General features: G+C 68.8%; 25 protein-coding genes. 18 read left to right on the top strand and 7 right to left on the bottom strand.

Annotation, left to right across the window (positions count from 1 at the left end):
• Nucleotides 1–18 precede the first annotated feature (18 nt).
• The 6 genes from STVA_RS25660 (at nucleotide 19) to STVA_RS25635 (ending at nucleotide 3,846) form a co-directional block, all read left to right on the top strand.
• The gene (locus STVA_RS25660) at nucleotides 19–402 is read left to right on the top strand and encodes an AtpZ/AtpI family protein (RefSeq protein WP_123690710.1); all 384 of its coding nucleotides are present in this window, start codon (nucleotides 19–21) and stop codon (nucleotides 400–402) included.
• Between the two features lie 13 nt (nucleotides 403–415).
• The gene (locus tag STVA_RS25655; RefSeq protein WP_123690712.1) at nucleotides 416–1,138 is read left to right on the top strand and encodes a F0F1 ATP synthase subunit A; all 723 of its coding nucleotides are present in this window, start codon (nucleotides 416–418) and stop codon (nucleotides 1,136–1,138) included.
• A gap of 69 nt (nucleotides 1,139–1,207) precedes the next feature.
• Nucleotides 1,208–1,432 (top strand): ATP synthase subunit C family protein, encoded by a 225-nt coding sequence (locus STVA_RS25650; RefSeq protein ID WP_123690714.1) that lies wholly within the window; start codon nucleotides 1,208–1,210, stop codon nucleotides 1,430–1,432.
• A gap of 26 nt (nucleotides 1,433–1,458) precedes the next feature.
• Entirely contained in the window at nucleotides 1,459–2,043 is a 585-nt protein-coding gene (locus STVA_RS25645; RefSeq protein ID WP_123690716.1) for a F0F1 ATP synthase subunit B family protein, read from the top strand.
• Complete coding sequence (locus STVA_RS25640; RefSeq protein WP_123690718.1) at nucleotides 2,043–2,525, top strand: F0F1 ATP synthase subunit B family protein; 483 nt, start codon at nucleotides 2,043–2,045, stop codon at nucleotides 2,523–2,525. The genes STVA_RS25645 and STVA_RS25640 overlap by 1 nt, the downstream gene beginning before the upstream one ends.
• A 100-nt stretch (nucleotides 2,526–2,625) precedes the next feature.
• Nucleotides 2,626–3,846, top strand: a complete 1,221-nt coding sequence (locus STVA_RS25635) for an MFS transporter (RefSeq protein ID WP_123690720.1) — start codon at nucleotides 2,626–2,628, stop codon at nucleotides 3,844–3,846.
• A gap of 3 nt (nucleotides 3,847–3,849) precedes the next feature.
• On the opposite strand, the gene STVA_RS25630 is transcribed toward STVA_RS25635, so the two are convergent.
• Both STVA_RS25630 and ubiA read right to left on the bottom strand, forming a co-directional pair.
• A complete protein-coding gene (locus tag STVA_RS25630) occupies nucleotides 3,850–4,419 on the bottom strand; it encodes a tetratricopeptide repeat protein (protein ID WP_123690722.1) in 570 nt (189 codons plus the stop codon).
• Between the two features lie 97 nt (nucleotides 4,420–4,516).
• The gene (ubiA, locus tag STVA_RS25625) at nucleotides 4,517–5,464 is read right to left on the bottom strand and encodes a 4-hydroxybenzoate octaprenyltransferase (protein WP_338069546.1); all 948 of its coding nucleotides are present in this window, start codon (nucleotides 5,462–5,464) and stop codon (nucleotides 4,517–4,519) included.
• A gap of 114 nt (nucleotides 5,465–5,578) precedes the next feature.
• On the opposite strand from ubiA, the gene STVA_RS25620 reads away from it, so the two are divergent.
• Nucleotides 5,579–6,352 carry a 16S rRNA (uracil(1498)-N(3))-methyltransferase gene (locus STVA_RS25620; RefSeq protein WP_123690724.1) on the top strand — a complete coding sequence of 258 codons (774 nt, stop codon included), beginning with the start codon at nucleotides 5,579–5,581 and terminating at the stop codon, nucleotides 6,350–6,352.
• A 55-nt stretch (nucleotides 6,353–6,407) separates the two neighbouring features.
• Nucleotides 6,408–7,772 carry a glutamate--cysteine ligase gene (locus tag STVA_RS25615; protein ID WP_123690726.1) on the top strand — a complete coding sequence of 455 codons (1,365 nt, stop codon included), beginning with the start codon at nucleotides 6,408–6,410 and terminating at the stop codon, nucleotides 7,770–7,772.
• A 71-nt stretch (nucleotides 7,773–7,843) separates the two neighbouring features.
• Here the strand turns inward: STVA_RS25615 and STVA_RS25610 are convergent, their stop codons facing one another.
• From STVA_RS25610 to tldD, 4 genes are all read right to left on the bottom strand, one after another.
• The gene (locus tag STVA_RS25610; protein ID WP_142235888.1) at nucleotides 7,844–8,041 is read right to left on the bottom strand and encodes a hypothetical protein; all 198 of its coding nucleotides are present in this window, start codon (nucleotides 8,039–8,041) and stop codon (nucleotides 7,844–7,846) included.
• A gap of 75 nt (nucleotides 8,042–8,116) precedes the next feature.
• Complete coding sequence (locus STVA_RS25605) at nucleotides 8,117–8,662, bottom strand: GNAT family N-acetyltransferase (RefSeq protein ID WP_123690730.1); 546 nt, start codon at nucleotides 8,660–8,662, stop codon at nucleotides 8,117–8,119.
• A 64-nt stretch (nucleotides 8,663–8,726) separates the two neighbouring features.
• The gene (locus STVA_RS25600; RefSeq protein ID WP_123690732.1) at nucleotides 8,727–8,954 is read right to left on the bottom strand and encodes a hypothetical protein; all 228 of its coding nucleotides are present in this window, start codon (nucleotides 8,952–8,954) and stop codon (nucleotides 8,727–8,729) included.
• Nucleotides 8,955–9,030: 76 nt separating this feature from the next.
• Complete coding sequence (gene tldD, locus STVA_RS25595; protein ID WP_123690734.1) at nucleotides 9,031–10,464, bottom strand: metalloprotease TldD; 1,434 nt, start codon at nucleotides 10,462–10,464, stop codon at nucleotides 9,031–9,033.
• Between the two features lie 219 nt (nucleotides 10,465–10,683).
• On the opposite strand from tldD, the gene coxB reads away from it, so the two are divergent.
• The 9 genes from coxB to STVA_RS25555 all read left to right on the top strand — a co-directional run bounded on the left by coxB (nucleotide 10,684) and on the right by STVA_RS25555 (nucleotide 18,470).
• A complete protein-coding gene (gene coxB, locus STVA_RS25590) occupies nucleotides 10,684–11,628 on the top strand; it encodes a cytochrome c oxidase subunit II (RefSeq protein ID WP_245978343.1) in 945 nt (314 codons plus the stop codon).
• Nucleotides 11,629–11,672: 44 nt separating this feature from the next.
• Nucleotides 11,673–13,283: a cytochrome c oxidase subunit I gene (ctaD, locus tag STVA_RS25585; protein WP_123690736.1), complete on the top strand. Its 1,611-nt coding sequence runs from the start codon at nucleotides 11,673–11,675 to the stop codon at nucleotides 13,281–13,283.
• A 42-nt stretch (nucleotides 13,284–13,325) separates the two neighbouring features.
• Complete coding sequence (locus STVA_RS25580) at nucleotides 13,326–14,243, top strand: heme o synthase (RefSeq protein WP_420822841.1); 918 nt, start codon at nucleotides 13,326–13,328, stop codon at nucleotides 14,241–14,243.
• Between the two features lie 4 nt (nucleotides 14,244–14,247).
• Nucleotides 14,248–14,370, top strand: a complete 123-nt coding sequence (locus STVA_RS28440) for a hypothetical protein (RefSeq protein WP_276330462.1) — start codon at nucleotides 14,248–14,250, stop codon at nucleotides 14,368–14,370.
• Between the two features lie 18 nt (nucleotides 14,371–14,388).
• Nucleotides 14,389–14,961, top strand: a complete 573-nt coding sequence (locus STVA_RS25575; RefSeq protein ID WP_123690740.1) for a cytochrome c oxidase assembly protein — start codon at nucleotides 14,389–14,391, stop codon at nucleotides 14,959–14,961.
• Nucleotides 14,962–15,013: 52 nt separating this feature from the next.
• Entirely contained in the window at nucleotides 15,014–15,850 is an 837-nt protein-coding gene (locus tag STVA_RS25570; RefSeq protein ID WP_123690742.1) for a cytochrome c oxidase subunit 3, read from the top strand.
• A complete protein-coding gene (locus STVA_RS25565) occupies nucleotides 15,838–16,203 on the top strand; it encodes a DUF983 domain-containing protein (protein WP_179955423.1) in 366 nt (121 codons plus the stop codon). Before STVA_RS25570 ends, STVA_RS25565 begins: the two co-directional genes overlap by 13 nt.
• Nucleotides 16,196–16,921 (top strand): SURF1 family protein, encoded by a 726-nt coding sequence (locus STVA_RS25560; protein ID WP_123690744.1) that lies wholly within the window; start codon nucleotides 16,196–16,198, stop codon nucleotides 16,919–16,921. The genes STVA_RS25565 and STVA_RS25560 overlap by 8 nt, the downstream gene beginning before the upstream one ends.
• 61 nt (nucleotides 16,922–16,982) lie before the next feature.
• Nucleotides 16,983–18,470 (top strand): carboxypeptidase M32, encoded by a 1,488-nt coding sequence (locus STVA_RS25555; RefSeq protein ID WP_123690745.1) that lies wholly within the window; start codon nucleotides 16,983–16,985, stop codon nucleotides 18,468–18,470.
• Here STVA_RS25555 and STVA_RS25550 read toward each other — a convergent pair.
• Nucleotides 18,455–19,429 (bottom strand): helix-turn-helix transcriptional regulator, encoded by a 975-nt coding sequence (locus STVA_RS25550; RefSeq protein ID WP_123690747.1) that lies wholly within the window; start codon nucleotides 19,427–19,429, stop codon nucleotides 18,455–18,457. The two genes, STVA_RS25555 and STVA_RS25550, sit on opposite strands and share 16 nt — an antisense overlap.
• Nucleotides 19,430–19,516: 87 nt before the next feature.
• On the opposite strand from STVA_RS25550, the gene STVA_RS25545 reads away from it, so the two are divergent.
• Nucleotides 19,517–19,990, top strand: coding sequence for a DUF1579 domain-containing protein (locus tag STVA_RS25545; RefSeq protein WP_123691354.1), 474 nt, complete (start codon nucleotides 19,517–19,519; stop codon nucleotides 19,988–19,990).
• Nucleotides 19,991–20,007 lie beyond the last annotated feature (17 nt).

Genomic DNA, 20,007 nt, shown 5'->3' with positions numbered 1-20,007 from the left:
GGGGGGTAGACGCCGTCGATGACCGAGCCCCGTCGTTCCCCGTCGCTGAAGGAGTTGGGCGACCGCCTCGCGCAGGCGCGTAGCCAACAAGATCAGGGCGGGGATGGTGGTTCGGGCGCCGGGGTCTCGCGCTCTTCGCTGGGTTGGGCGTTCCGCATCGGCGTGGACCTCGTGTCGGCGCTGATCGTCGGGGTAGGCATCGGCTGGTTTCTCGATCGCACGTTCGAGACGATGCCGCTGTTTCTGGTATTGTTTTTCTTCCTTGGTGCCGCGGCTGGGGCGTTGAACGTCTGGCGGCTGGTGTCGAGAATGGGGATGGTTTCGGGCAAATCGCCCGCCGCACCGTCGGCTGAGGCGGGTTCGGGATCCGGGGACGATCGCGGCTCAGCGGGCCGCGACTGAAGGGGGACGAAAGTTGGCAGGTCCGCTGGAGCAATTTCAGGTTAAGCCGCTGCTGCCGATCACGGTCGGGACCACGGACGCGTCCTTTACCAACGCGTCGCTGTTCATGGTCATCGCGGTCGCCGTCGTCACCATCTTCCTGGTGGGCGGCATGCGCCGCCGCGCGCTCATTCCCGGCCGCTGGCAGTCGATGGCCGAGATGTCCTACGATTTCGTCGCCGGCATGGTGCGCGACAACGTGGGCAGCAAGGGCCGGCAGTACTTCCCCCTGATCTTCTCCCTCTTCATGTTCATCCTGGCGGGCAACCTGCTGGGCATGATCCCCTTCAGCTTCACCTTCACCAGCCACATCATCGTGACCTTCGCCCTGGCGGCGTTCGTCTTCGTGGTGGTGACGCTGGTGGCGCTAGCCAAGCATGGCCTCCACTTCTTCAGCTATTTCTTTCCGCAAGGGGCGCCGCTGGCGACCGCGCCGCTGATCATCCCGATCGAGATCCTGTCCTACCTGTCGCGCCCGGTCAGCTTGTCCATCCGTCTGTTCGCCAACATGATGGCGGGCCACACGATGCTGAAGGTGTTCGCGATCTTCACCGTGGCGATGGGCTTCTTCGGCTTTGCCCCGCTCGCGGTGAACGTCGCGCTGATCGGCTTCGAGATCCTGGTGGCGGTGCTGCAGGCCTACGTCTTCACGATCCTCACCTGCCTCTACCTCCACGACGCCATCCACCTTCACTAGAGCAAGCCGGCAAGCCGCATCCTCGGCCCCGTCCCCTAACCGTTCAATCCAGCCAAAAGGAACAGAACCATGGAAGTCCAAGCCGCCAAGGCTATCGGCGCCGGTATCGCCGTCATCGCTCTGCTCGGTGTCGGCCTCGGCCTGGGCAACATCTTCTCCAACCTGATCACTGCCGTGGCCCGCAACCCGGCCGCGCGCGACCAGGTCTTCCCGATCGGCATTCTGGGCTTCGCGCTGACGGAAGCCGTCGCGCTGTTCGCCCTGCTCATCGCGTTCCTGATCCTCTTCACCTAAAGAGCGGTCGAACGAGGATTTCGCGGATGTTCGGTCGGTTCCTCGCCGCCGGTCTTGTCCTGGTGCCTGCCCTCGCCGCCACGGCGGCGATGGCGGCCGAAGGGCAGTCGGGCGCCGGCCTGCCCCAGCTCGATGCGACGAAGTTCGCGCCGCAGCTGATCTGGCTCGCCATCACCTTCGGGGCGCTCTACTTCCTCATGTCGCGGGTGGCATTGCCGCGCGTGTCCGAGGTGCTGGAGACGCGGGCCGACCACATCAACGACGACCTGCGCCGTGCCGAAGAGGCAAGGACGGAAGCCGAAGCGGTGATGCAGGCCTATGAGCGGGCGCTCGTCGATGCCCGTTCCAAGGCCCGCGAGCAGGCCAAGGCGGCGACCGACGCCATGACGGCCCTGGCCGAGGCCCGCGACCGCGAGGCCAACCAGGTCCTGCAGGGCGAGGCCGCGGCGGCCGATGCCCGCATCGCCGAAGCCAAGGCGGCGGCGATGGGCAACGTCCGCCAGGTCGCGACCGAGGTGGCGGTGGCTGCCATCAAGCGGATCGGCGGGTTCGATGTTGATCCGGCCCGGGCCGCGGCTGCCGTCGACGCCGTCGCCGGGGGGCGCGCCTGATGTTCTCCAATCCCGACTTCTGGGTTCTGGTCGCCTTCGTCATCTTCGTGGCGCTGGTGTGGAAGCCGGCCGGCAAGGCGATTGCCGGTGTCCTCGACGGCCATGCCGCCAAGGTACGGTTGCAACTGGAAGAAGCGCGCCGGCTGCGCGAGGACGCCCAGCGGATGCTGGCCGAGTACCAGCGCAAGCAGGCCGAGGCCCTGTCCGAGGCGGAGGCCATCGTGGCCCACGCCAAGGCGGAAGCCGAGCGCATCCGCGCCAACGGCGAAGCCGAGCTGGCCCAGCAGATCGCCCGCCGGCGGCAACTGGCGCTCGATCGCATCGCCCAGAGCGAGGCCCAGGCCTTGGCCGAGGTCCGCGCGGCCACGGTGGAGGCGGCGATGGCGGCAACCCGCCAGCTGATCGTCGAGAATCTCGATCGCACCACGGCCGACAAGCTGATCGACCAGGCTGCGGCGGAGCTGCCCCAGCGCTTGCACTGACCGCTCGCTTGGCCTGAGACCGCGAAAAGGGCGAGCCGTTGGTTCGCCCTTTTCATTTCCAGCATCCCGCGACCGCTCGGAAGCCCGGGGCGACCCTCCCATGATGGTCCGAACCCTGAAGGTCCAGCCGGGCACGCGGCTGCTATGGGCGGTGATCGCGGCCCAGATGCTGACGCAGATCGGGGCTTTCACGCTTCCGGCCCTGCTGCCGACCTACATTGACCACTGGCATTTGACCCGGACCGAGGCGGGATGGCTGGTCGGCATATTCTTCGCCGGCTACGTCGCCAGCGTGCCGGTGCTGCTGGCTCTGACGGACCGGCTGCCAGCCCGCCGGATCTACCTCCTTGGCGCTGGCCTGACGGCGGCCGCCCATCTTGGCTTCGGCTTTCTGGCGGACGGGTTCTGGTCGGCCTTTCTGTTCCGTGCGCTGGCCGGCATCGGCTGGGCCGGAGCCTACATGCCAGGGCTGAAGATCCTGGCGGACGGGCTCGACGGCGATCGTCAGGCGCGGGCGGTCTCGTGGCATGCGGCTGCCGTCGGTGCGGCCAGCGCGCTGTCCTTCGCCGTTGCTGGTGCCGCGGCCGCAATCTGGGGCGAGGCGGCGTCGTTCCGGACGGGTGGCTTCGCGGCCGCGACCGGCTTCTTCATCGCTGCCTTGTGGTTTCCGGCGACCACACCAGCCCAGCCGCAGCAGCCCCGTCGGCTACTTGCCTTCGGGCCTGTTCTACGCAACCGCCGCGCTGTCGGCTGGATCGTGGGCTATGCCGTCCATACCTGGGAGATGGCCGCCCTGCGCGCCTGGGGCGTCACCTTCCTGGCAACGGCCCTCGTCGACGCGGACGGTCTGTGGGCGAGCCCGACCATGATATTCACGCTCGCGGGCATCGTCGGCATCGCCAGCTCCCTTTGCGGCAACGAACTGGCGATCCGATTGGGCCGTCGCGGTCTCGTCACGGTGGCGATGCTGGCCGGGGGCGGATTGGCGGTTGCCGTCGGCTGGGTCGGCGTCGCCATCCCCTGGCTGGCGCCGATCCTGCTGGTCGTCTGGATGGCCGTGGTCTACCTCGACAGCTCGGCCCTCACGAGCGGAACCGTGCAGGTGGCCGAGCCCGGGTTGCGGGGCGCCACACTGGGGCTCCATAGCATGGCCGGCTATGCCGGGGGGCTGATCGGACCGCTGGGGGTCGGCCTGGCGCTCGACCTGGGCGGGGGAAACGGGACGTCAGGCTGGGGATTGGGCTTCGGTCACCTGGCGGTGGTCAGCCTGGCCGGCCTTCTGCTGCTCCGCCGGCTCGGTGCAGCCCGGCCGGCGGCGTAGCGCTCAGTAGGCGATCTGCTGCACGACCGCGCTGCGGATGTCGCGGCGCTGCTCCATGCCGATCAGCCGGCCGGAAGCGCGGCGATTGTGGGCGGCCGACACGTGGCCCCGACGCTCGGCCACCAGGAACCAGCGGAAGCCCTCGACCGGGTTGGCGGTCACCGCCTCACCTTCGAGATAGAGCCGGCCCAGCAGGTAGGCGGCCGAGCCGCTGCCCTGGTCGGCGGCGGCCATCGCCCAGATGAACGCTTCGGCCGCATCCCGGTCCACGCCGCGGCCGGCGTGCAGCATCTCTGCCAAGGCGGTCTGGGCACCGACATGGCCCTGGCGGGCGGCGGCGAGGTAGTAGTGGGCGGCACGAACCGGATCGGCCGCGGCGCCGATGCCCTCTTCCAGGGCGTAGCCCAGGCGATGCTGGGCCTCCCGGTCGCCCTGGGCCGCCTGAGCGCTCCAGATCCGCACCGCCTCGGCACGGTCGCCCTGGCGCAGCGCCCGGTCGGCGGGGCTGCGATCGCCCACGACGGGGGCGGCGGTGGCGACCAGAACGAGAATGGCGAGGATCCAGCGGGTCATGGCGCGTCTCTCGGGGCAGGCAGGAAGTCGATGCCCCTAGGTCGCGCCACCCCCCTGTCCGGTTCATGACCGGGAAGTGGAATTTATGGGGCAGCCGTCAGCCCAGCAGGCGATCGGCCACCGCCCCCAGGAAGATGGCCCAGCCGACCAGCCGGTTGGCCTGGAAGTGCCGCTTGCACCACACGGGATCGTCGAGATCCACCGTCGTCGCCTGGTGCAGCAGCAGCAGCCCGGAGACGAGGATGCCCGCCAGGTACGGCCAGCCGGTGCCGGCCGCAATGCCGGCCGCGGCGAACAGCCCGAGGGCCACCGCATAGAACACGAGCAGCCACGGCCGGGTCGCGCTGCCGAGCGCCAGGGCGGAGGACTTCACGCCGATCCGGAGATCGTCTTCCTTGTCCTGGTGGGCGTAGATCGTGTCGTAGCCGAGCGTCCAGGCGATGCCGCCGGCATAGAGCAGGAACGCAGCCAGCGGCACCTCTCCCGCCACCGCCGCCCAGCCGAGCAACGCCCCCCAGTTGAACGTCAGGCCGAGGAAGAACTGCGGCCACCAGGTGATGCGCTTCATGAAGGGGTAGAGGGCGACCAGGCCAAGCACCCCCACCCCGAGCTGGATCGACAACGACGGCAACTGCACCAGGATGACCAGCCCGACCAGGCACTGCAGGCCCAGGAACAGGAAGGCCTGCAGGACCGACACCTCCCCCGACGGGATCGGCCGGGACCGGGTGCGGGCCACGCGGGCATCGAAGTCCCGGTCGACGATGTCGTTGATCGTGCAGCCGGCACCGCGCATGACCAGGGCGCCGACCGCGAACAGCAACAGCAGGCGCCAGTCCGGCGCGGCCCCGGGCGGCCCCGCCAGGGTGATCGCCCACCAGGCGGGGAAGAGCAGCAGCCAAGTGCCGATGGGCCGGTCGAGCCGCGCCAGCCGGGCGTACGGCCCGACGGCGGCCGGCAGCCATCGCTCCAGCCAGCCGCCGCGGCGGATGTCGGTGGCGTCCTGGGCGGCCGGCCCGGCCGATCGGGGGGGCATGTCGATCATGGCGCGAATGTGATCGGACGGCGACCGCGGGACAAGTGCCCAGGCTTGTGGTGGCCGGCACGCGACGGCAGTATCCGGCCGTCTCCCGCCCGTACGGATAACTCCCCTCGCCCCATGACCGACCAGCCGCGCGTCCAGACCCGACTTCATGTCGCAGCCGATCTCGGGCCCGAGGCCGTGGTCGGGCTGGACGAGGGGCAGGCGCATCTGGTGCGCTCCGTATTGCGTCTGGAGCCAGGCGACCATGTGGCGCTGTTCAACGGCCGTGACGGGGAGTGGCTCGCGCGCCTGGACGGAATAGGCAAGGGCTGGGCCTCTGCCGCCCTCGTCCGGCAGCTTCGTCCCCAGGTCGCCGAACCCGACCTGTGGCTCGCCTTCGCGCCGATCAAGCGTGCGCGCCTGGATTTCCTGGCCGAGAAGGCGACCGAGCTCGGCGTGTCGGTGCTGTGGCCGGTCTTCACCCGACATACGGCGGTCGAGCGCGTGAACGACGAGCGCCTGCGCGCCAACGCCCGGGAGGCCGCCGAGCAGACCGGCCGGCTCAGCATCCCCGAGGTCCGCCCGCCGGTCGATCTCATGGCGATGCTCGGCGCCTGGCAGACTGACCGCCGCATCCTCCTCGGCGACGAATCGGGCACGGCCCCGCCGGTGGCAGAGGTGCTGGGCCAATGCGATCATGACGGGCCATGGGCGGTGCTGACCGGGCCGGAGGGCGGGTTCGCACGGGCGGAGCTTGACCGGTTGCGCGAACTGCCGTTTGTTAGCCCGGCCAGTCTCGGGCCCCGCGTGCTTCGCGCCGATACCGCGGCCATTGCCGCGCTCGCCGTCCTGCAGGCGCTTCGCGGCGACTGGCGCCACGGCCGGCCGCGCTTCCCATCCTCGGGTTAGCCCGGCCGCCGAATTTACGAGCCCCCGACCACCAACCGAGCCCCTGGGAAGACCGATGGCTGCACCTCCTGCCGCGAGCGGCGCACCGATCACGGACAAACGGCAACTTGTGGAGTACATCGCCAGCGGTTCGAAACCCGAATCGGCCTGGAGGATCGGCACCGAGCACGAGAAGTTCGCCTTCTCGCTCGACGATCTGCGTCCCCTGCCCTACGAGGGCCCCCGCGGCATCGGCAAGCTCCTCGAGGGATTGACCGAGTTCGGCTGGCAGCGCGTGGATGAGAAGGGCAAGGTCATCGCCCTGCTAAAGGATGGTGCGTCCGTCAGCCTGGAGCCGGGCGGGCAGTTCGAACTGTCGGGCGCCCCGGTGGAGACGATCCACCAGACCTGCGACGAGGTGCATGCCCACCTGGCCGAATGCCAGGCGGTCGGCGAGAAGCTCGGCACCGGCATGCTGGGGCTGGGCTTCAACCCGAAATGGGCACGCGCCGACATCTCCTGGATGCCCAAGGGCCGCTACAAGATCATGGGCGAGTATATGCCCAAGCGCGGCTCGCTCGGCCTCGACATGATGCTGCGTACCTGTACCGTGCAGGTGAACCTGGACTATTCGTCCGAAGCGGACATGGTGAAGAAGTTCCGCGTGTCCCTGGCCTTGCAGCCGATCGCGACCGCGCTCTTCGCCAACTCGCCCTTCACCGAGGGCAAGCCCAACGGCTTCCGCAGCTTCCGCAGCCACATCTGGACCGATACAGACCCCGATCGCTGCGGCATCCTGCCGTTCGTTTTCGAGGAGGGGTTCTGCTTCGAGCGGTATGTCGACTGGATGCTCGATGTGCCGATGTACTTCGTCTACCGCGACGGTCGCTACCTCGACGCGAGCGGCCAGTCCTTCCGCGACTTCATCGCCGGCCGCCTGCCAGCCCTTCCGGGCGAGATCCCGCTGATGAGCGACTGGGTCGACCACATGACGACCGCATTTCCCGAAGTGCGGCTGAAGAAGTTCCTGGAGATGCGCGGCGCCGATGCCGGCCCGTGGCGGCGTCTCTGCGCCCTGCCGGCGCTCTGGGTGGGGTTGCTGTACGACCAGACGTCGCTCGATGCCGCGTGGGACCTCTGCCGCGACTGGACGGCCGAGGAGCATGACGCCCTACGGCTGGGCGTCCCGCGCCTGGCCCTGCAGACGCCGTTCCGCGGCGGCACGGTGCAGGATGTCGCCAAGCGGGTGCTGGCCATCGCCAATGATGGGCTGGTGCGTCGCGGGCGCAAGAGTCGCGGCGGGGAGGACGAGTCGGTTCATATCCAGGCGTTGCACGCGATCGCCGAGAGCGGGCGCACGCCGGCGGACGACCTGCTGGAATCCTACCACGGCCGCTGGAACGGCTCGGTCGACCCGGTCTATGTCGAGGAGGCCTACTGACAGGCCAGCCACGCGGGGGGACTGGCGACCGGTTCGGCCGGCTGGATGGCCAGCCGAACCGGTCGTCGGGCTCAGCAGGTAATGGCGCCCGGCGGGCACACGCGGGTGACCGTATTGCCGGCGGGCGGCGTGATGATGGTGGAGCCGGGCGGGATCACGGCCGCGGCCGGCGCCGGCTGCGGGTTGACGACGACGGTCCGATCCTCGCCACCGCCGCACGCGGCAAGGGCCAGTGGCGCCAGCAGCGCCAGCATCCGAAGACTACGCATTGAGTTCTCCCTTCAAGTATTACCGCAAGGAGCAACGGTCTTCCTGCCTGCGCGGTTCCGTAGATCTCACCATGCCTATTCTGCCGCGCAGCGTTCAGCCAACGTCGCCAGGCTCGGAAAGACGATCCGCCTGTGGGGAAACCGCCCGCCGGCAAACTCGTCGAACCCGCCGTCGCCGGTGATTCCGCCGAGCCGGGCATAGAAGCGCCCAGCCGTATGGTTGCCGTCGAACAGCCACAGGCAGGCATCGCTGACGCCCATCCCGGCCAGGCGGCCAGCCAGGGCACCGAGCAGCGTTCGTCCCTGGCCTTGCCCGCGTAGTTCGGGGGCCAGATGCAGGTTGTCGATGCAGGCGCCGTAGCCGTCGGGGTCGGGAATGCGGGCCGCGGCGAACCCGGCCATGCCGGGCGTCCCCTCCAGCACGAGCACGACCAATCCCGGATCGGATAGAGCCAGCGCCGCCTGCCAGTAGACCGTCCGGTCGGCCAGCAATGGTCCGTCGAGATAGGTGTCTGGAAGAATGCCGCGATAGGCGGCGCGCCAGCTGCGCGCATGCAATGCTGCGATGGCGGCAGCATCGCCAGGTCCGGCGGTACGGATGGCCGCCGCGGCAGCGGTCATCGCGTGCAGTCCGACCCGGATCCGCCCATGGCTTGGCGCCACGGGCGGATCCGGATTTCGGGAATCAGACCGGCTGCTTCTTGGCAGGGGCCTTCTTCTTGGCAACGGGCTTCTTTTTCTTGGCGACCGGCTTCTTCTTGGTGTCGGTCGTTGCGGCGACGTCGATCGCCCGCTCGACACCCGCCGGCTTGGCGGACGGCAGGACGGGGGCGGCGGCGGCGGGGAGGGCGGACAGCAGGAAAACGCTCGCGACGGCCAGGGTCGCGGCGCGCAGGGTCTTGGGGAGCGGCATTGGAGTTCACCTTGCTAATGGTCGGCGCGGACGCCAGATGTCGCATTGTCGGCGCCTGACTCGACCATATCGAGTATTACGCGGCCGTGCCGCCCACCGTCAATCCGTCGATCCGCAAGGTCGGCTGCCCCACGCCAACCGGCACTGATTGGCCGTCCTTGCCGCAGGTGCCGACACCGTCATCCAGGCGCATGTCGTTGCCGATCATGCCGATTCGGGTCATCGCCTCGGGGCCGTTGCCGATCAGCGTCGCGCCCTTCACCGGGGCGCCGATGCGGCCATTCTCGATCCGGTAGGCCTCGGTGCAGGAGAAGACGAACTTGCCGGACGTGATGTCCACCTGGCCGCCGCCGAAATTCACCGCATAGAGCCCGTTCGGTACGCTGGCCAGGATCTCGGCCGGGTCGTGGTTGCCCGACAGCATCACCGTATTGGTCATGCGGGGCATGACGACATGGGCGTGGCTCTCGCGCCGGCCGTTGCCCGTGGGCTTCACGCCCATCAGGCGCGCATTCATGCGGTCCTGCATGAAACCGACCAGGATACCGTCCTCGATCAATACGTTGCGGCCGCTGGGCGTACCCTCGTCGTCGACCGTGATCGAGCCGCGGCGATCGGGCATGGTGCCGTCATCCACCACGGTGACCCCGGGCGAGGCGACGCGCTGGCCCATCATGCCCGAGAAGACGGAGGTCTTCTTGCGGTTGAAGTCGCCCTCGAGCCCGTGGCCGACGGCCTCGTGCAGCAGCACCCCGGGCCAGCCGGGGCCAAGGACCACGGTCATCTCGCCGGCCGGGGCGGCCACCGCGTCCAGGTTGACGAGTGCCTGACGCAGCGCCTCGTCCACCTGGGAACGCCAGGCAGCGGGATCGATGTAGCGGGCATAGGGCAGGCGACCGCCAGCCCCGTGGCTGCCGGACTCCATCCGGTCGCCATCAGCGGCAACGACCGAGACGTTCAGTCGCACCAGCGGCCGCACGTCGGCCACGCTGCTGCCGTCCGGTCGTACGATCGACACGGCCTGCCACGATCCGGTCAGGGACACGCTGACCTGCCGCACGCGCGGGTCGCGGCCGCGGGCATAGGCGTCGATCTCTGCCAGCAGGGCCACCTTCTCGGCGAAGGGCATCTGCGACAGCGGGTTGAAGTCGCCATAGAGCGCCCGGTTCGTGCCGGGGGGCGGGCCTGCCAGGATGCCCGAATGGCCACCGCGGACCGCGCGCACCGTCTCGCCCGCGCGGCGGATGGCGGCCTCGGACAGTTCGGCTGCATGGGCATAGCCCGTCGCCTCGCCCGCCACCGCGCGCAGGCCGAAGCCCTGGCTGGTGTCGAAGCTGGCGCTCTTCAGCCGGCCGTCGTCGAAGCTGAGCCCCTCGGACTGCCGATGCTCCAGAAACAACTCGCCGTCGTCCATGCCCTGGAGCGCGTCGGCCACCGCGCGCTCGACCCGGGTGCGGTCCATCCCCGTGCGCGTGAAGAAGATGTCGTCGACAAGGGCGCGGTCGGTCATGGGAACTCCAGGTTCGGGCTATGCGTGCCTTGCACTCGTGCCAGATATCGGACCCCGGGGCGGCCGGGTCAATCGGCGGACGCCCGAAAGAGCGGCGGGACACCGCCCGGATTGGAGTCGTCCGCGATGCGACATTCGGCCGCATCGCATTGATTCAATGAGGAAAACGTGAAATTCGGGGGTCGATCCCAGGGCTCCAATGGCGCCAGGGTTGAGACGGTGGTGGGTTGGGTGTACGGTCCGCGCGGACGACGGGCGGACGGCCTTACCGGCTGCCGGCCCGCCCCGCGCCAATGGGGCCGCGCGGGCATGCGGAACGAGGCGCACGACATGATGTTGAGGGGCAAGTGGATCGCTGCTGCGGCAGCGTTCGGCGCGATGGCCGCAAGCGGTGCCTGGGCCACCGAGCCTGCGCCTTGGGCTTTCGGATTCCAGACGGCCGCCACCCCGGTCAAGGCGGCGATGTCCAGCTTCCACGGCATGCTGCTCGTGGTCATCACGCTGATCACGATTTTCGTGCTGGGGCTGCTGGCCTGGGTGGTCATCCGGTTCCGCGCGGACCGCAATCCCAACCCGTCCAAGACCACGCACAACACCCTGATCGAGGTGGTGTGGACCGTGGTGCCGGTGCTGATCCTGGTGATCATCGCCATCCCTTCGTTCCGCCTGCTCTACTTCCTCGATCGCAATCCCGATGCCGAGATGACGATCAAGGTCGTCGGCCATCAGTGGTACTGGCAGTACGAGTACCCCGACCAGGACGGGATCAAGTTCGACAGCTACATGATCCCGGTGGCCGACCTGAAGCCGGGCCAGAAGCGCCTGCTCGAGGTCGACAATCGGCTCGTGCTCCCGGTTGGCACCACCATCCGGGTGCTGGTCACTGGCAACGACGTGATGCACAGCTGGTTCGTGCCGTCGCTGGGCGTGCAGAACTACGCCTTCCCCGGCCGCACCAACGAGACCTGGATCAAGCTGGAGCGCGAAGGCGTCTATTACGGTCAGTGCAACCAGATCTGCGGCGTCAATCACGGCTTCATGCCGATTGCCGTCGAGGGCGTGTCCAAGGAAGCGTTCCAGCGCTGGGTGGGTGAGGCGAAGAAGAAGTTCGCCGGCGGCGAGACCGCTCCAGAACCCGTCCGGCTTGCCCGGATCGCCGACTAGCTCCCCGCCCCCGCAGCCCTGCCTTCCTCGCGAGGAACCGCGCCATGGCGACCCATACCGCCCACACCGACGATCACGCCCACGACCATCCCCATGGCTGGCGGCGCTATGTCTACTCGACCAACCATAAGGACATCGGGACCCTCTACCTGATCTTCGCCGTGGTCGCCGGTCTGCTCGGCATGCTGATGTCCATCATCATCCGCATGGAGCTGCAGTCGCCGGGCGAACAGGTCCTGGGCGGCAACAACCAGCTCTACAACGTCCTGATCACGGCCCACGGCCTGATCATGATCTTCTTCTTCGTCATGCCGGCGCTGATCGGCGGGTTCGGCAACTGGTTCGTGCCGCTGATGTGCGGCGCGCCGGACATGGCCTTCCCGCGCATGAATAACATCAGCTTCTGGCTGCTGGTGCCGGCGTTCCTGCTGCTGCTGGGCTCGGCCCACTTCCAGGGCGGTGCGGGCGTCGGCTGGACGATCTATCCGCCGCTGTCGAGCACGCCCTACAGCTCGGGGCCCGCCATGGACATGGCGATCCTGTCGCTCCATCTGGCCGGCGCATCGTCCATCCTGGGTGCCATCAACTTCATCACCACGATCTTCAATATGCGCGCGCCGGGCATGACCCTGCACCGGATGCCGCTGTTCGTGTGGTCGGTGCTGATCACGGCCTTCCTGCTGCTGCTGTCGCTGCCCGTGCTGGCCGGCGCCATCACCATGCTGCTGACCGACCGCAACTTCGGCACGCACTTCTTCGATCCGGCCGGCGGCGGCGACCCGGTGCTGTTCCTGCACCTCTTCTGGTTCTTCGGCCACCCCGAGGTCTACATCCTGATCCTGCCGGCCTTCGGCATCATCAGCCACATCGTCGCCACCTTCTCGCGCAAGCCCGTGTTCGGCTATCTCGGGATGGCCTACGCGATGGTCTCGATCGGCGTCGTCGGCTTCGTCGTCTGGGCGCACCACATGTACACGGTCGGCCTCGACGTCGACACGCGCGCCTACTTCACCGCGGCCACGATGGTCATCGCCGTGCCGACGGGCGTGAAGATCTTCTCGTGGATCGCCACGATGTGGGGCGGCTCGATCGACTTCAAGACGCCGATGCTGTGGGCGATCGGCTTCATCTTCCTGTTCACGGTCGGCGGCGTGACCGGCGTCGTGCTGGCCAATGCCGGCATGGACGTGGCCCTGCACAACACCTACTACGTCATCGCGCACTTCCATTACGTCCTGTCGCTGGGCGCGGTGTTCGCGGTGTTCGCCGGCTTCTACTACTGGATCGGCAAGATGAGTGGCCGCCAGTATCCGGAGACGCTGGGCAAGATCCATTTCTGGACCACCTTCATCGGCGTGAACCTGACCTTCTTCCCGATGCACTTCCTCGGGCTGCAGGGCATGCCGCGCCGTATCCCGGACTATCCGGATGCGTTTGCCGGCTGGAACATGGTGGCCTCGATCGGCTCCTACATCGCCGGCCTCAGCTCGATCCTCTTCCTCTACATCGTGTGGAAGACGCTGACCTCGGGCGAGCGCATCGCCGCCAACCCCTGGGGGCCGGGCGCCACCTCGCTGGAATGGACGGTGCCCTCGCCGCCGCCCTTCCACACTTTCGAGGACCCGCCGCACATCACCGCGTCGGCCGGGCACTGAGCGCCTCGATGATCCGGACGATCGGCCTCTGACGTGACCGACCTGTCGACCCAGGCCCTGCCGGGCCAGGCTGCGGCCGGCACCCCCGCCACCCAGGTGGCGGGGGTCGGCGACTTCATCCAGTTGATGAAGCCGCGCGTGATGTCGCTCGTCGTCTTCACGGGTCTCGTCGGCATGCTGGTCGCGCCGGGATACCTGCATCCGTTGCTGGCTGGCGTCGCGATCCTTTGCATCGCGGTCGGCGCCGGTGCCTCGGGCGCGATCAACATGTGGTACGACCGCGATATCGACGCGGTCATGCGGCGCACCCTGCAGCGCCCGATCGTGGCCGGCCGGGTCCAGCCCGAGGAGGCGCTGACCTTCGGCGTGGCGCTGGCGCTGGGCTCGGTCGTCATCATGGCGCTGGCGGTCAACTTCGCCGCGGCTGCCCTGCTGGCGCTCACCATCGCCTTCTACGTCTTCGTCTATACGATGTGGCTGAAGCGGCGGACGCCGCAGAACATCGTCATCGGCGGTGCCGCCGGCGCCTTCCCGCCGATGATCGGCTGGGCCGCGGTCACCGGCGATGTCGGCCTGCTGCCGGTCCTGCTGTTCGCCATCATCTTCTTCTGGACGCCGCCGCACTTCTGGGCGCTGGCGCTCTACCGCTCGGGCGACTACGAGCGCGCCGGCGTGCCGATGCTGCCCAACGTCGCCGGCCCGAAGGAGACGCAGCGCCAGATCCTGCTCTACACGCTGGTGCTGCTGCCGGTCACGCTGGCGCCATGGTTCCTCGGCCTGCTCGGGCCGGTCTACGGCGTGACGGCGCTGGCACTCGACCTGCTGTTCGTCCTGGGCGCCGTTCGGCTGATCCGGCAGTCGACCGACCGCAACGCGATGCGGCTCTTCGGCTTCTCGATCCTTTATCTCTTCCTGATGTTCGCCATGGTCCTGGTCGACCGTGGCCTGGCCGCGATCTGAGCGGATGATGATGACGCCCGAGCAGCAGCGCCGCCGCCGCACCAAGAACATCGCCATGCTGGCGGTCCTGGTCGGGCTGGTCGTGCTGTTCTACGCCGTCACGATCGTGCGCATGGGCAAGCTCTGACATGGGGAGCCACCGGCCATGACCCGTCACGGACGCACCGCGCTCGCCCTGTCGGCCATCGTGGTGACGATGACGGGGGCGTCCTTCGCCGCCGTCCCGCTCTACGAGATGTTCTGCCGCGTGACGGGCTTTGCCGGCACACCGATGCGCGTGGCCGAGCCCAGCCACGAGACGGCGGCGGGCCACGTCACCATCCGCTTCTCGGGCACCGTGCAGAGCCAGCTTCCCTGGCGCTTCGCGCCCGAGCACCCGACGATGACGCTGCAGATCGGCGAGAACGGTCTGATGGCCTTCCGCGCCACCAACCAGTCGTCGCAGACGATGGTCGGCACCGCCACCTTCAACGTCACGCCCGAAAAGGCGGCGCCCTACTTCGCCAAGACCGAATGCTTCTGCTTCACCGAGCAGAAGCTGGATCCGGGCGAATCGGTCGACATGCCCGTGGCCTTCTTCGTCGACCCCGCCATCCTCAAGGATCCGGGCACGCGCGACATCCGCAACATCACCCTCTCCTACACCTTCTTCCGTTCCGCCGAGACCAAGGGCCAGCGCACCACGGCGCTCGCCCCGGCGGCGACGGCAGCGAACTGACCGCCGGGCGACCGGCGAGGCAACCGAAGACATCCGCGAGCGGGAAGACGCCATGGCCCACGACGCCCACGCCAAGAACCACCCGTACCACCTGGTCGATCCCAGCCCCTGGCCGTTCTTCGGCTCGATGGCGGCGCTGTGGCTGGCGGTGATGGCGCTGCTCTACATGCATCCGGAGATGTTGGGGGCCGGCATCGCGCCCGCGGTGCAGAAGCTCGGCGCCTGGAAAATCATCGCCGGGCTGCTGCCCGTGCTGACCGTCATGGCGCTGTGGTGGCGCGATGTCGTGCGCGAGGGCGAGCACCAGGGCCATCACACGCCGGTCGTCCAGATCGGCCTGCGCTATGGCATGGCGCTCTTCATCGCGTCGGAGGTGATGTTCTTCGTCGCCTTCTTCTGGGCCTTCTTCGATGCCAGCCTCTACCCGCGCGAGGCGATCGGCGGCGTCTGGCCGCCCAAGGACATCAAGACCTTCGACGCCTTCGACCTGCCGCTGCTGAACACGCTGATCCTGCTGCTGTCGGGCTGCACCGTCACCTGGGCCCACCACGAGCTGATCGAGGGCAATCGCAAGCAGGTGCTGCAGGCGCTGGGCATCACCGTCCTGCTCGGCCTCTTCTTCACCAGCCTGCAGGCCTACGAGTACAGCCACGCCGCGTTCGGCTTCAGCCAGAACATCTATTCGTCGACCTTCTACATGGCGACCGGCTTCCACGGCTTCCATGTCATCGTCGGCACGATCTTCCTGGCGGTTTGCTGGTATCGGGTGTGGATCGGCCACTTCAAGCCCCACCATCACTTTGGTTTCGAGGCGGCCGCCTGGTACTGGCATTTCGTCGACGTGGTCTGGCTGTTCCTCTTCGTCTGCATCTACTGGTGGGGTGCCTGATCACGGGCACCTCACCCTTCGCCACGGGCCTTGCCGCGCGCTGCCCGCGCTGCGGCAAGGGCGCCCTGTACGAGGGCTTCCTTACGGTGCGCGAGCGCTGCACCCATTGCGGGCTCGACCTGTCACGCCATGATTCCGGCGACGGTCCAGCCGTCTTCATCATCCTGATCCTGGGCGCGGTGGTCGTGGCACTCGCCTTGTGGGTCGAGATCCGCTGGCAGCCGCCGCTCTGGGTCCACGCCGCCCTCTGGACCCCATTCACGCTCGGGGTCGCCTTGGCGATGCTGCGTCCGCTGAAAGGCGTCATGGTCGCATTGAATTATCGGCACCGGATGGACGGCAGCGATGCCTGACCGCTGGCCCTACCGCTTCAAGCCGCAGCGCGGTGCCACGCTGGCCGTCATCCCCGCCCTGATCATCCTGATCGCGCTCTCGATCTGGCAGGTCCAGCGCCATCAATGGAAGGCCGGGCTGATCGCCGAGCGCGAGGCCGGGATGGCCGCCCCGCCGATGGCCCTGCCGGCGCGGATCGCCGATCCCGACAGCCTGGCCTTCCGGCATGTCCAGGTGACCGGCACCCTGCGCCACGACAAGGAACTGTTCGTGGCCGCCGTCTCGCGGCGCGGCAATGACGGCTACCAGATCGTCACGCCGCTGATCCGAGCGGCTGGCCCGCCGGTGCTGGTCAATCGCGGCTGGGTCCCCAAGGACCGCAAGGACCCATCCAGGCGACTGCCCGGGCAGGTCGAGGGGACGGTGACGATCGACGGGATCGCCCGCCTGCGCCAGGTCCGCAGCGGCCTGATCCCGGAGAACCAGCCGGGCCAGAACCTGTGGTTCACCATGGATCTGCCGGCCATGGCCGCTGCCGCCGGCCTGCCGGAAGTGGCGCCGGTCTATGTCGAGGCCGGGCCAGCCCCCAATCCCGGCATCTACCCGCTGGGCGGCCAGACCCGCGTCAGCCTGCCGAACGATCACCTGCAATATGCCGCCACCTGGTTCCTGCTGGCGATTGCCTTGGGTGTCATCTACGTCGTCTATCACCGCCCGAAGCCGACCCGCCCGGACTGATGGCGACGAGGCGCCGGCGGGCTGCCGCCACGCGTGCCCGCATCGCGCAAGGGACCCCAAGATGAACGCCCAGGCCCGCCTCTTCGACCGCATCCGCCGCATCTCGATCCTCGGAGAGGCGACGGGCATGCTCCATTGGGATGCCGCCGCGGTCATGCCCGACGGCGGCGCCCCGGCGCGCGCCGAGCAACTGGCCACCTTGCGCGAACTGTCGCACGCCATGCTGACGGCGACCGAGACCGCCGACCTGCTGGCTGATGCCGAAGCGGCGGAGACCGACCCTTCGGCCCTGGCCCGCATCGGCCTCGCGCGCCGCCGCTGGCATCGCGCCACGGCCGTACCGGGCGATCTGGTGGCCGCCCTGTCGCGCGCCGGCTCGCGCTGCGAGACGGCTTGGCGCCAGGCCCGCGCCGACGACGACTTCGCGACCGTCCTGCCGTTCCTGGCGGAAGTCGTGGCCCGGACCCGGGACGAGGCCGCCGCCCTGGGCCAGGCGTTGAACCTCGCCCCCTACGACGCCTTGCTCGACGGGTATGAGCCGGGGCTGACCGCCGCCGACTGCACGGGCGTCTTCGACCGGCTCGAAGCCTTCCTGCCCGATCTGTTGGGCCAGGCGATCGAGGTGCAGGCCACGCGACCGGAACCAATCCCCCTCGAGGGGCCGTTCCCGATCGCCGACCAGGCCGGCCTGGCGCGCCGATTGATGGTGGCACTCGGCTTCGACTTCCATCATGGCCGCCTGGACGTTTCGGCCCATCCTTTCTGCGGTGGCATCCCGGACGATGTCCGCATCACCACCCGCTACGACGAAGCGGACTTCCTAAAGGCCTTGATGGGCGTGCTGCACGAGACCGGCCACGCGCTGTATGAGCGCGGGCTGCCGGCGGCGCTCCGCCACCAGCCGGCCGGCGAGGCGCGCGGCATGGCCGTGCATGAGAGCCAGTCGCTGATCGTAGAGATGCAGGCCTGTCGCAGCCGGGAATTCACCGGCTGGATGGCGCCGCTGGCCCAGGCGGCGTTCGGCGGAGCGGGGCCGGCGTGGTCGCCCGACAATATCCGTCGCCTCGTCACCCGGGTGGCGCGCGGGCTCATCCGCGTCGACGCGAACGAAATCGCCTATCCGCTCCACGTCATCCTGCGCTTCCGGCTGGAGCGGGCGATCCTGTCGGGCGAGCTCGCCCTGGCCGATCTGCCGGCCGCCTGGAACGATGGCATGGCGGCGTCGGTCGGCGTCCGGCCCGACAGCGACCGCGAGGGCTGTCTCCAGGACATCCACTGGTATGACGGCGCCTTCGGCTATTTCCCGACCTACACCTTCGGCGCCCTGATGGCGGCCCAGCTTTTCGCCGCGGCCAGCGCGGCGGTGCCGGCGCTCCAGGATCGCCTGGCCTCGGGCGACTTCGCCCCCTTGCAGGGCTGGTTGGCGACCAATGTCCACGCCCACGGCGCCACCCTGTCGTGGGACGAGATCCTGCGCCGGGCGACCGGCCGGCCGCTCGATGTCGACCTGTTCCGTCGCCATCTCGAGCGACGCTACCTGGGCGACTGACCGGCCTCGCGATAGAGGGCGGCAATGGCGGCCGCCTTTTCCGCCAGACGGCGGCGCAGGGCAGGCGGTGACATCACCTCGACCGCCGCCCCAAATCCCAGCAGCATCGCGCAGGCCTCGTCGATGTCCTCGATCGGCATGCTTGCCTGGCGCCATCCCGTTTCGTCCGGAACGGCGGCCAAGGCCGCGTCGGCGGCCTCGGCGCCCAGCAGATAGACCCGGGCCATTGCCGCCGGCGACAGCCGCACGGTCGCCTGCCCCCGCTGGAGCCCGGCCTCGAACCGCGCCAGTTCGGCCTGCCAGTGGCCCGCGAGGTCGAAGCCGGCCGGATGCGTGAACCGGTCCTCCAGCACCTCCAGGCGGGCGATGCGGTCGACCTTGTAGGTCCGCAGCCGCCCCCGGCTGCGCCCCACCAGATACCAGGCCCCCGCCTTGAGAACGAGGCCGAGCGGGTCGATGGTGCGGCGCTCTCCGGCATCGTCGCCATAGGCGATCGCGATCCGCCGCGCCTCCCAGACGGCGCGGCCGATGCGCGGCAGTTCTCCCGGCGTTTCAGCACGCCGATGCCAGGGCACGGGATCGAGGTGGAAGCGCCCGGCGATGCGCATGGCATCGTCCGCTTTCCCCTCCGGGGCGGCCGCCAGCAGCTTGAGCCGAGCCGTCGCCAGGGGCTGGCCCAGGCCCAGGGCGGCGGCTGGGCCGGCCAGGCCCTGCAACAGCAGCGTCTCGGCCTCGTCGGCCGAAAGTCCGGTCAGCCGCGTGCGATAGCCGTCCAGCAGCGCGAAGCCGCCACCCGGGCCGCGGTCGGCATAGACCGGAACGCCGGCGGCACTCAGATGCTCGATGTCGCGATAGATCGTGCGCGGCGACACCTCGAAAGCCTCGCTCAGCGCCTGCGACGTCAGGCGCCCCCGCAGTTGCAGCAGGATCAGAATGGACAGCAGCCGGCTCGCGCGCATGATTGCAGCATAGCGCGGAATTCCTGACAAGTTCTGTCAGGATAAGGCCCGCATGATGGCGACCTCTGAGACGGGGTGGAGGATGCCATGCAGACGGATGGACGGCACGACTTCGATTTCTTTTTCGGCCAGTGGGCAGTGGACCACAGCCGCCTGCGCGAGCGGCTGGCCGGATGCGACCGCTGGGACGCCTTCGCCGGCACGTGCGACACGCGGCCGATCATCGGTGGACTGGGCAATGTCGACGACAATCGCCTGGAGCTGCCGGGCGGAACCTACGAGGCGGCCACCATCCGTCTTTTCGCCCCGGAAACGGCCAACTGGTCGATCTGGTGGGTCGACGGCCGCCGGCCGCGCCTGGAGCCGCCGGTTCATGGCCGCTTCGCCGATGGGGTCGGCACCTTCTTCGGCGACGACACGCTCGACGGCCGCGCCATCCGCGTGCGCTTTCGCTGGCACACGGTCACGGCCCACTCGGCGACCTGGGAGCAGGCCTTCTCCGACGATGACGGCGGCTCGTGGGAGACCAACTGGATCATGCGGTTCAGCCGCCGGGCATAGACGGCCCGCTCCGGCGC

The sequence above is a fragment of the Stella humosa genome, assembly GCF_006738645.1.
Taxonomy (GTDB): domain Bacteria; phylum Pseudomonadota; class Alphaproteobacteria; order ATCC43930; family Allostellaceae; genus Allostella; species Allostella humosa.
Note: the sequence above shows the minus strand (reverse complement) of the source record. Positions and strands in the feature narration are given on the sequence as shown.

Bases quoted from the DNA above. Each gene is read 5' to 3' on its own strand.
- STVA_RS25660 (WP_123690710.1), top strand. From the start codon at position 19: ATGACCGAGCCCCGTCGTTCCCCGTCGCTGAAGGAGTTGGGCGACCGC.
- STVA_RS25650 (WP_123690714.1), top strand. From the start codon at position 1,208: ATGGAAGTCCAAGCCGCCAAGGCTATCGGCGCCGGTATCGCCGTCATC.
- STVA_RS25645 (WP_123690716.1), top strand. From the start codon at position 1,459: ATGTTCGGTCGGTTCCTCGCCGCCGGTCTTGTCCTGGTGCCTGCCCTC.
- STVA_RS25640 (WP_123690718.1), top strand. From the start codon at position 2,043: ATGTTCTCCAATCCCGACTTCTGGGTTCTGGTCGCCTTCGTCATCTTC.
- STVA_RS25635 (WP_123690720.1), top strand. From the start codon at position 2,626: ATGATGGTCCGAACCCTGAAGGTCCAGCCGGGCACGCGGCTGCTATGG.
- STVA_RS25630 (WP_123690722.1), bottom strand. From the start codon at position 4,419: ATGACCCGCTGGATCCTCGCCATTCTCGTTCTGGTCGCCACCGCCGCC.
- ubiA (WP_338069546.1), bottom strand. From the start codon at position 5,464: ATGATCGACATGCCCCCCCGATCGGCCGGGCCGGCCGCCCAGGACGCC.
- STVA_RS25620 (WP_123690724.1), top strand. From the start codon at position 5,579: ATGACCGACCAGCCGCGCGTCCAGACCCGACTTCATGTCGCAGCCGAT.
- STVA_RS25615 (WP_123690726.1), top strand. From the start codon at position 6,408: ATGGCTGCACCTCCTGCCGCGAGCGGCGCACCGATCACGGACAAACGG.
- STVA_RS25610 (WP_142235888.1), bottom strand. From the start codon at position 8,041: ATGCGTAGTCTTCGGATGCTGGCGCTGCTGGCGCCACTGGCCCTTGCC.
- STVA_RS25605 (WP_123690730.1), bottom strand. From the start codon at position 8,662: ATGACCGCTGCCGCGGCGGCCATCCGTACCGCCGGACCTGGCGATGCT.
- STVA_RS25600 (WP_123690732.1), bottom strand. From the start codon at position 8,954: ATGCCGCTCCCCAAGACCCTGCGCGCCGCGACCCTGGCCGTCGCGAGC.
- tldD (WP_123690734.1), bottom strand. From the start codon at position 10,464: ATGACCGACCGCGCCCTTGTCGACGACATCTTCTTCACGCGCACGGGG.
- ctaD (WP_123690736.1), top strand. From the start codon at position 11,673: ATGGCGACCCATACCGCCCACACCGACGATCACGCCCACGACCATCCC.
- STVA_RS28440 (WP_276330462.1), top strand. From the start codon at position 14,248: ATGATGATGACGCCCGAGCAGCAGCGCCGCCGCCGCACCAAGAACATC.
- STVA_RS25575 (WP_123690740.1), top strand. From the start codon at position 14,389: ATGACCCGTCACGGACGCACCGCGCTCGCCCTGTCGGCCATCGTGGTG.
- STVA_RS25570 (WP_123690742.1), top strand. From the start codon at position 15,014: ATGGCCCACGACGCCCACGCCAAGAACCACCCGTACCACCTGGTCGAT.
- STVA_RS25560 (WP_123690744.1), top strand. From the start codon at position 16,196: ATGCCTGACCGCTGGCCCTACCGCTTCAAGCCGCAGCGCGGTGCCACG.
- STVA_RS25555 (WP_123690745.1), top strand. From the start codon at position 16,983: ATGAACGCCCAGGCCCGCCTCTTCGACCGCATCCGCCGCATCTCGATC.
- STVA_RS25550 (WP_123690747.1), bottom strand. From the start codon at position 19,429: ATGCGCGCGAGCCGGCTGCTGTCCATTCTGATCCTGCTGCAACTGCGG.
- STVA_RS25545 (WP_123691354.1), top strand. From the start codon at position 19,517: ATGCAGACGGATGGACGGCACGACTTCGATTTCTTTTTCGGCCAGTGG.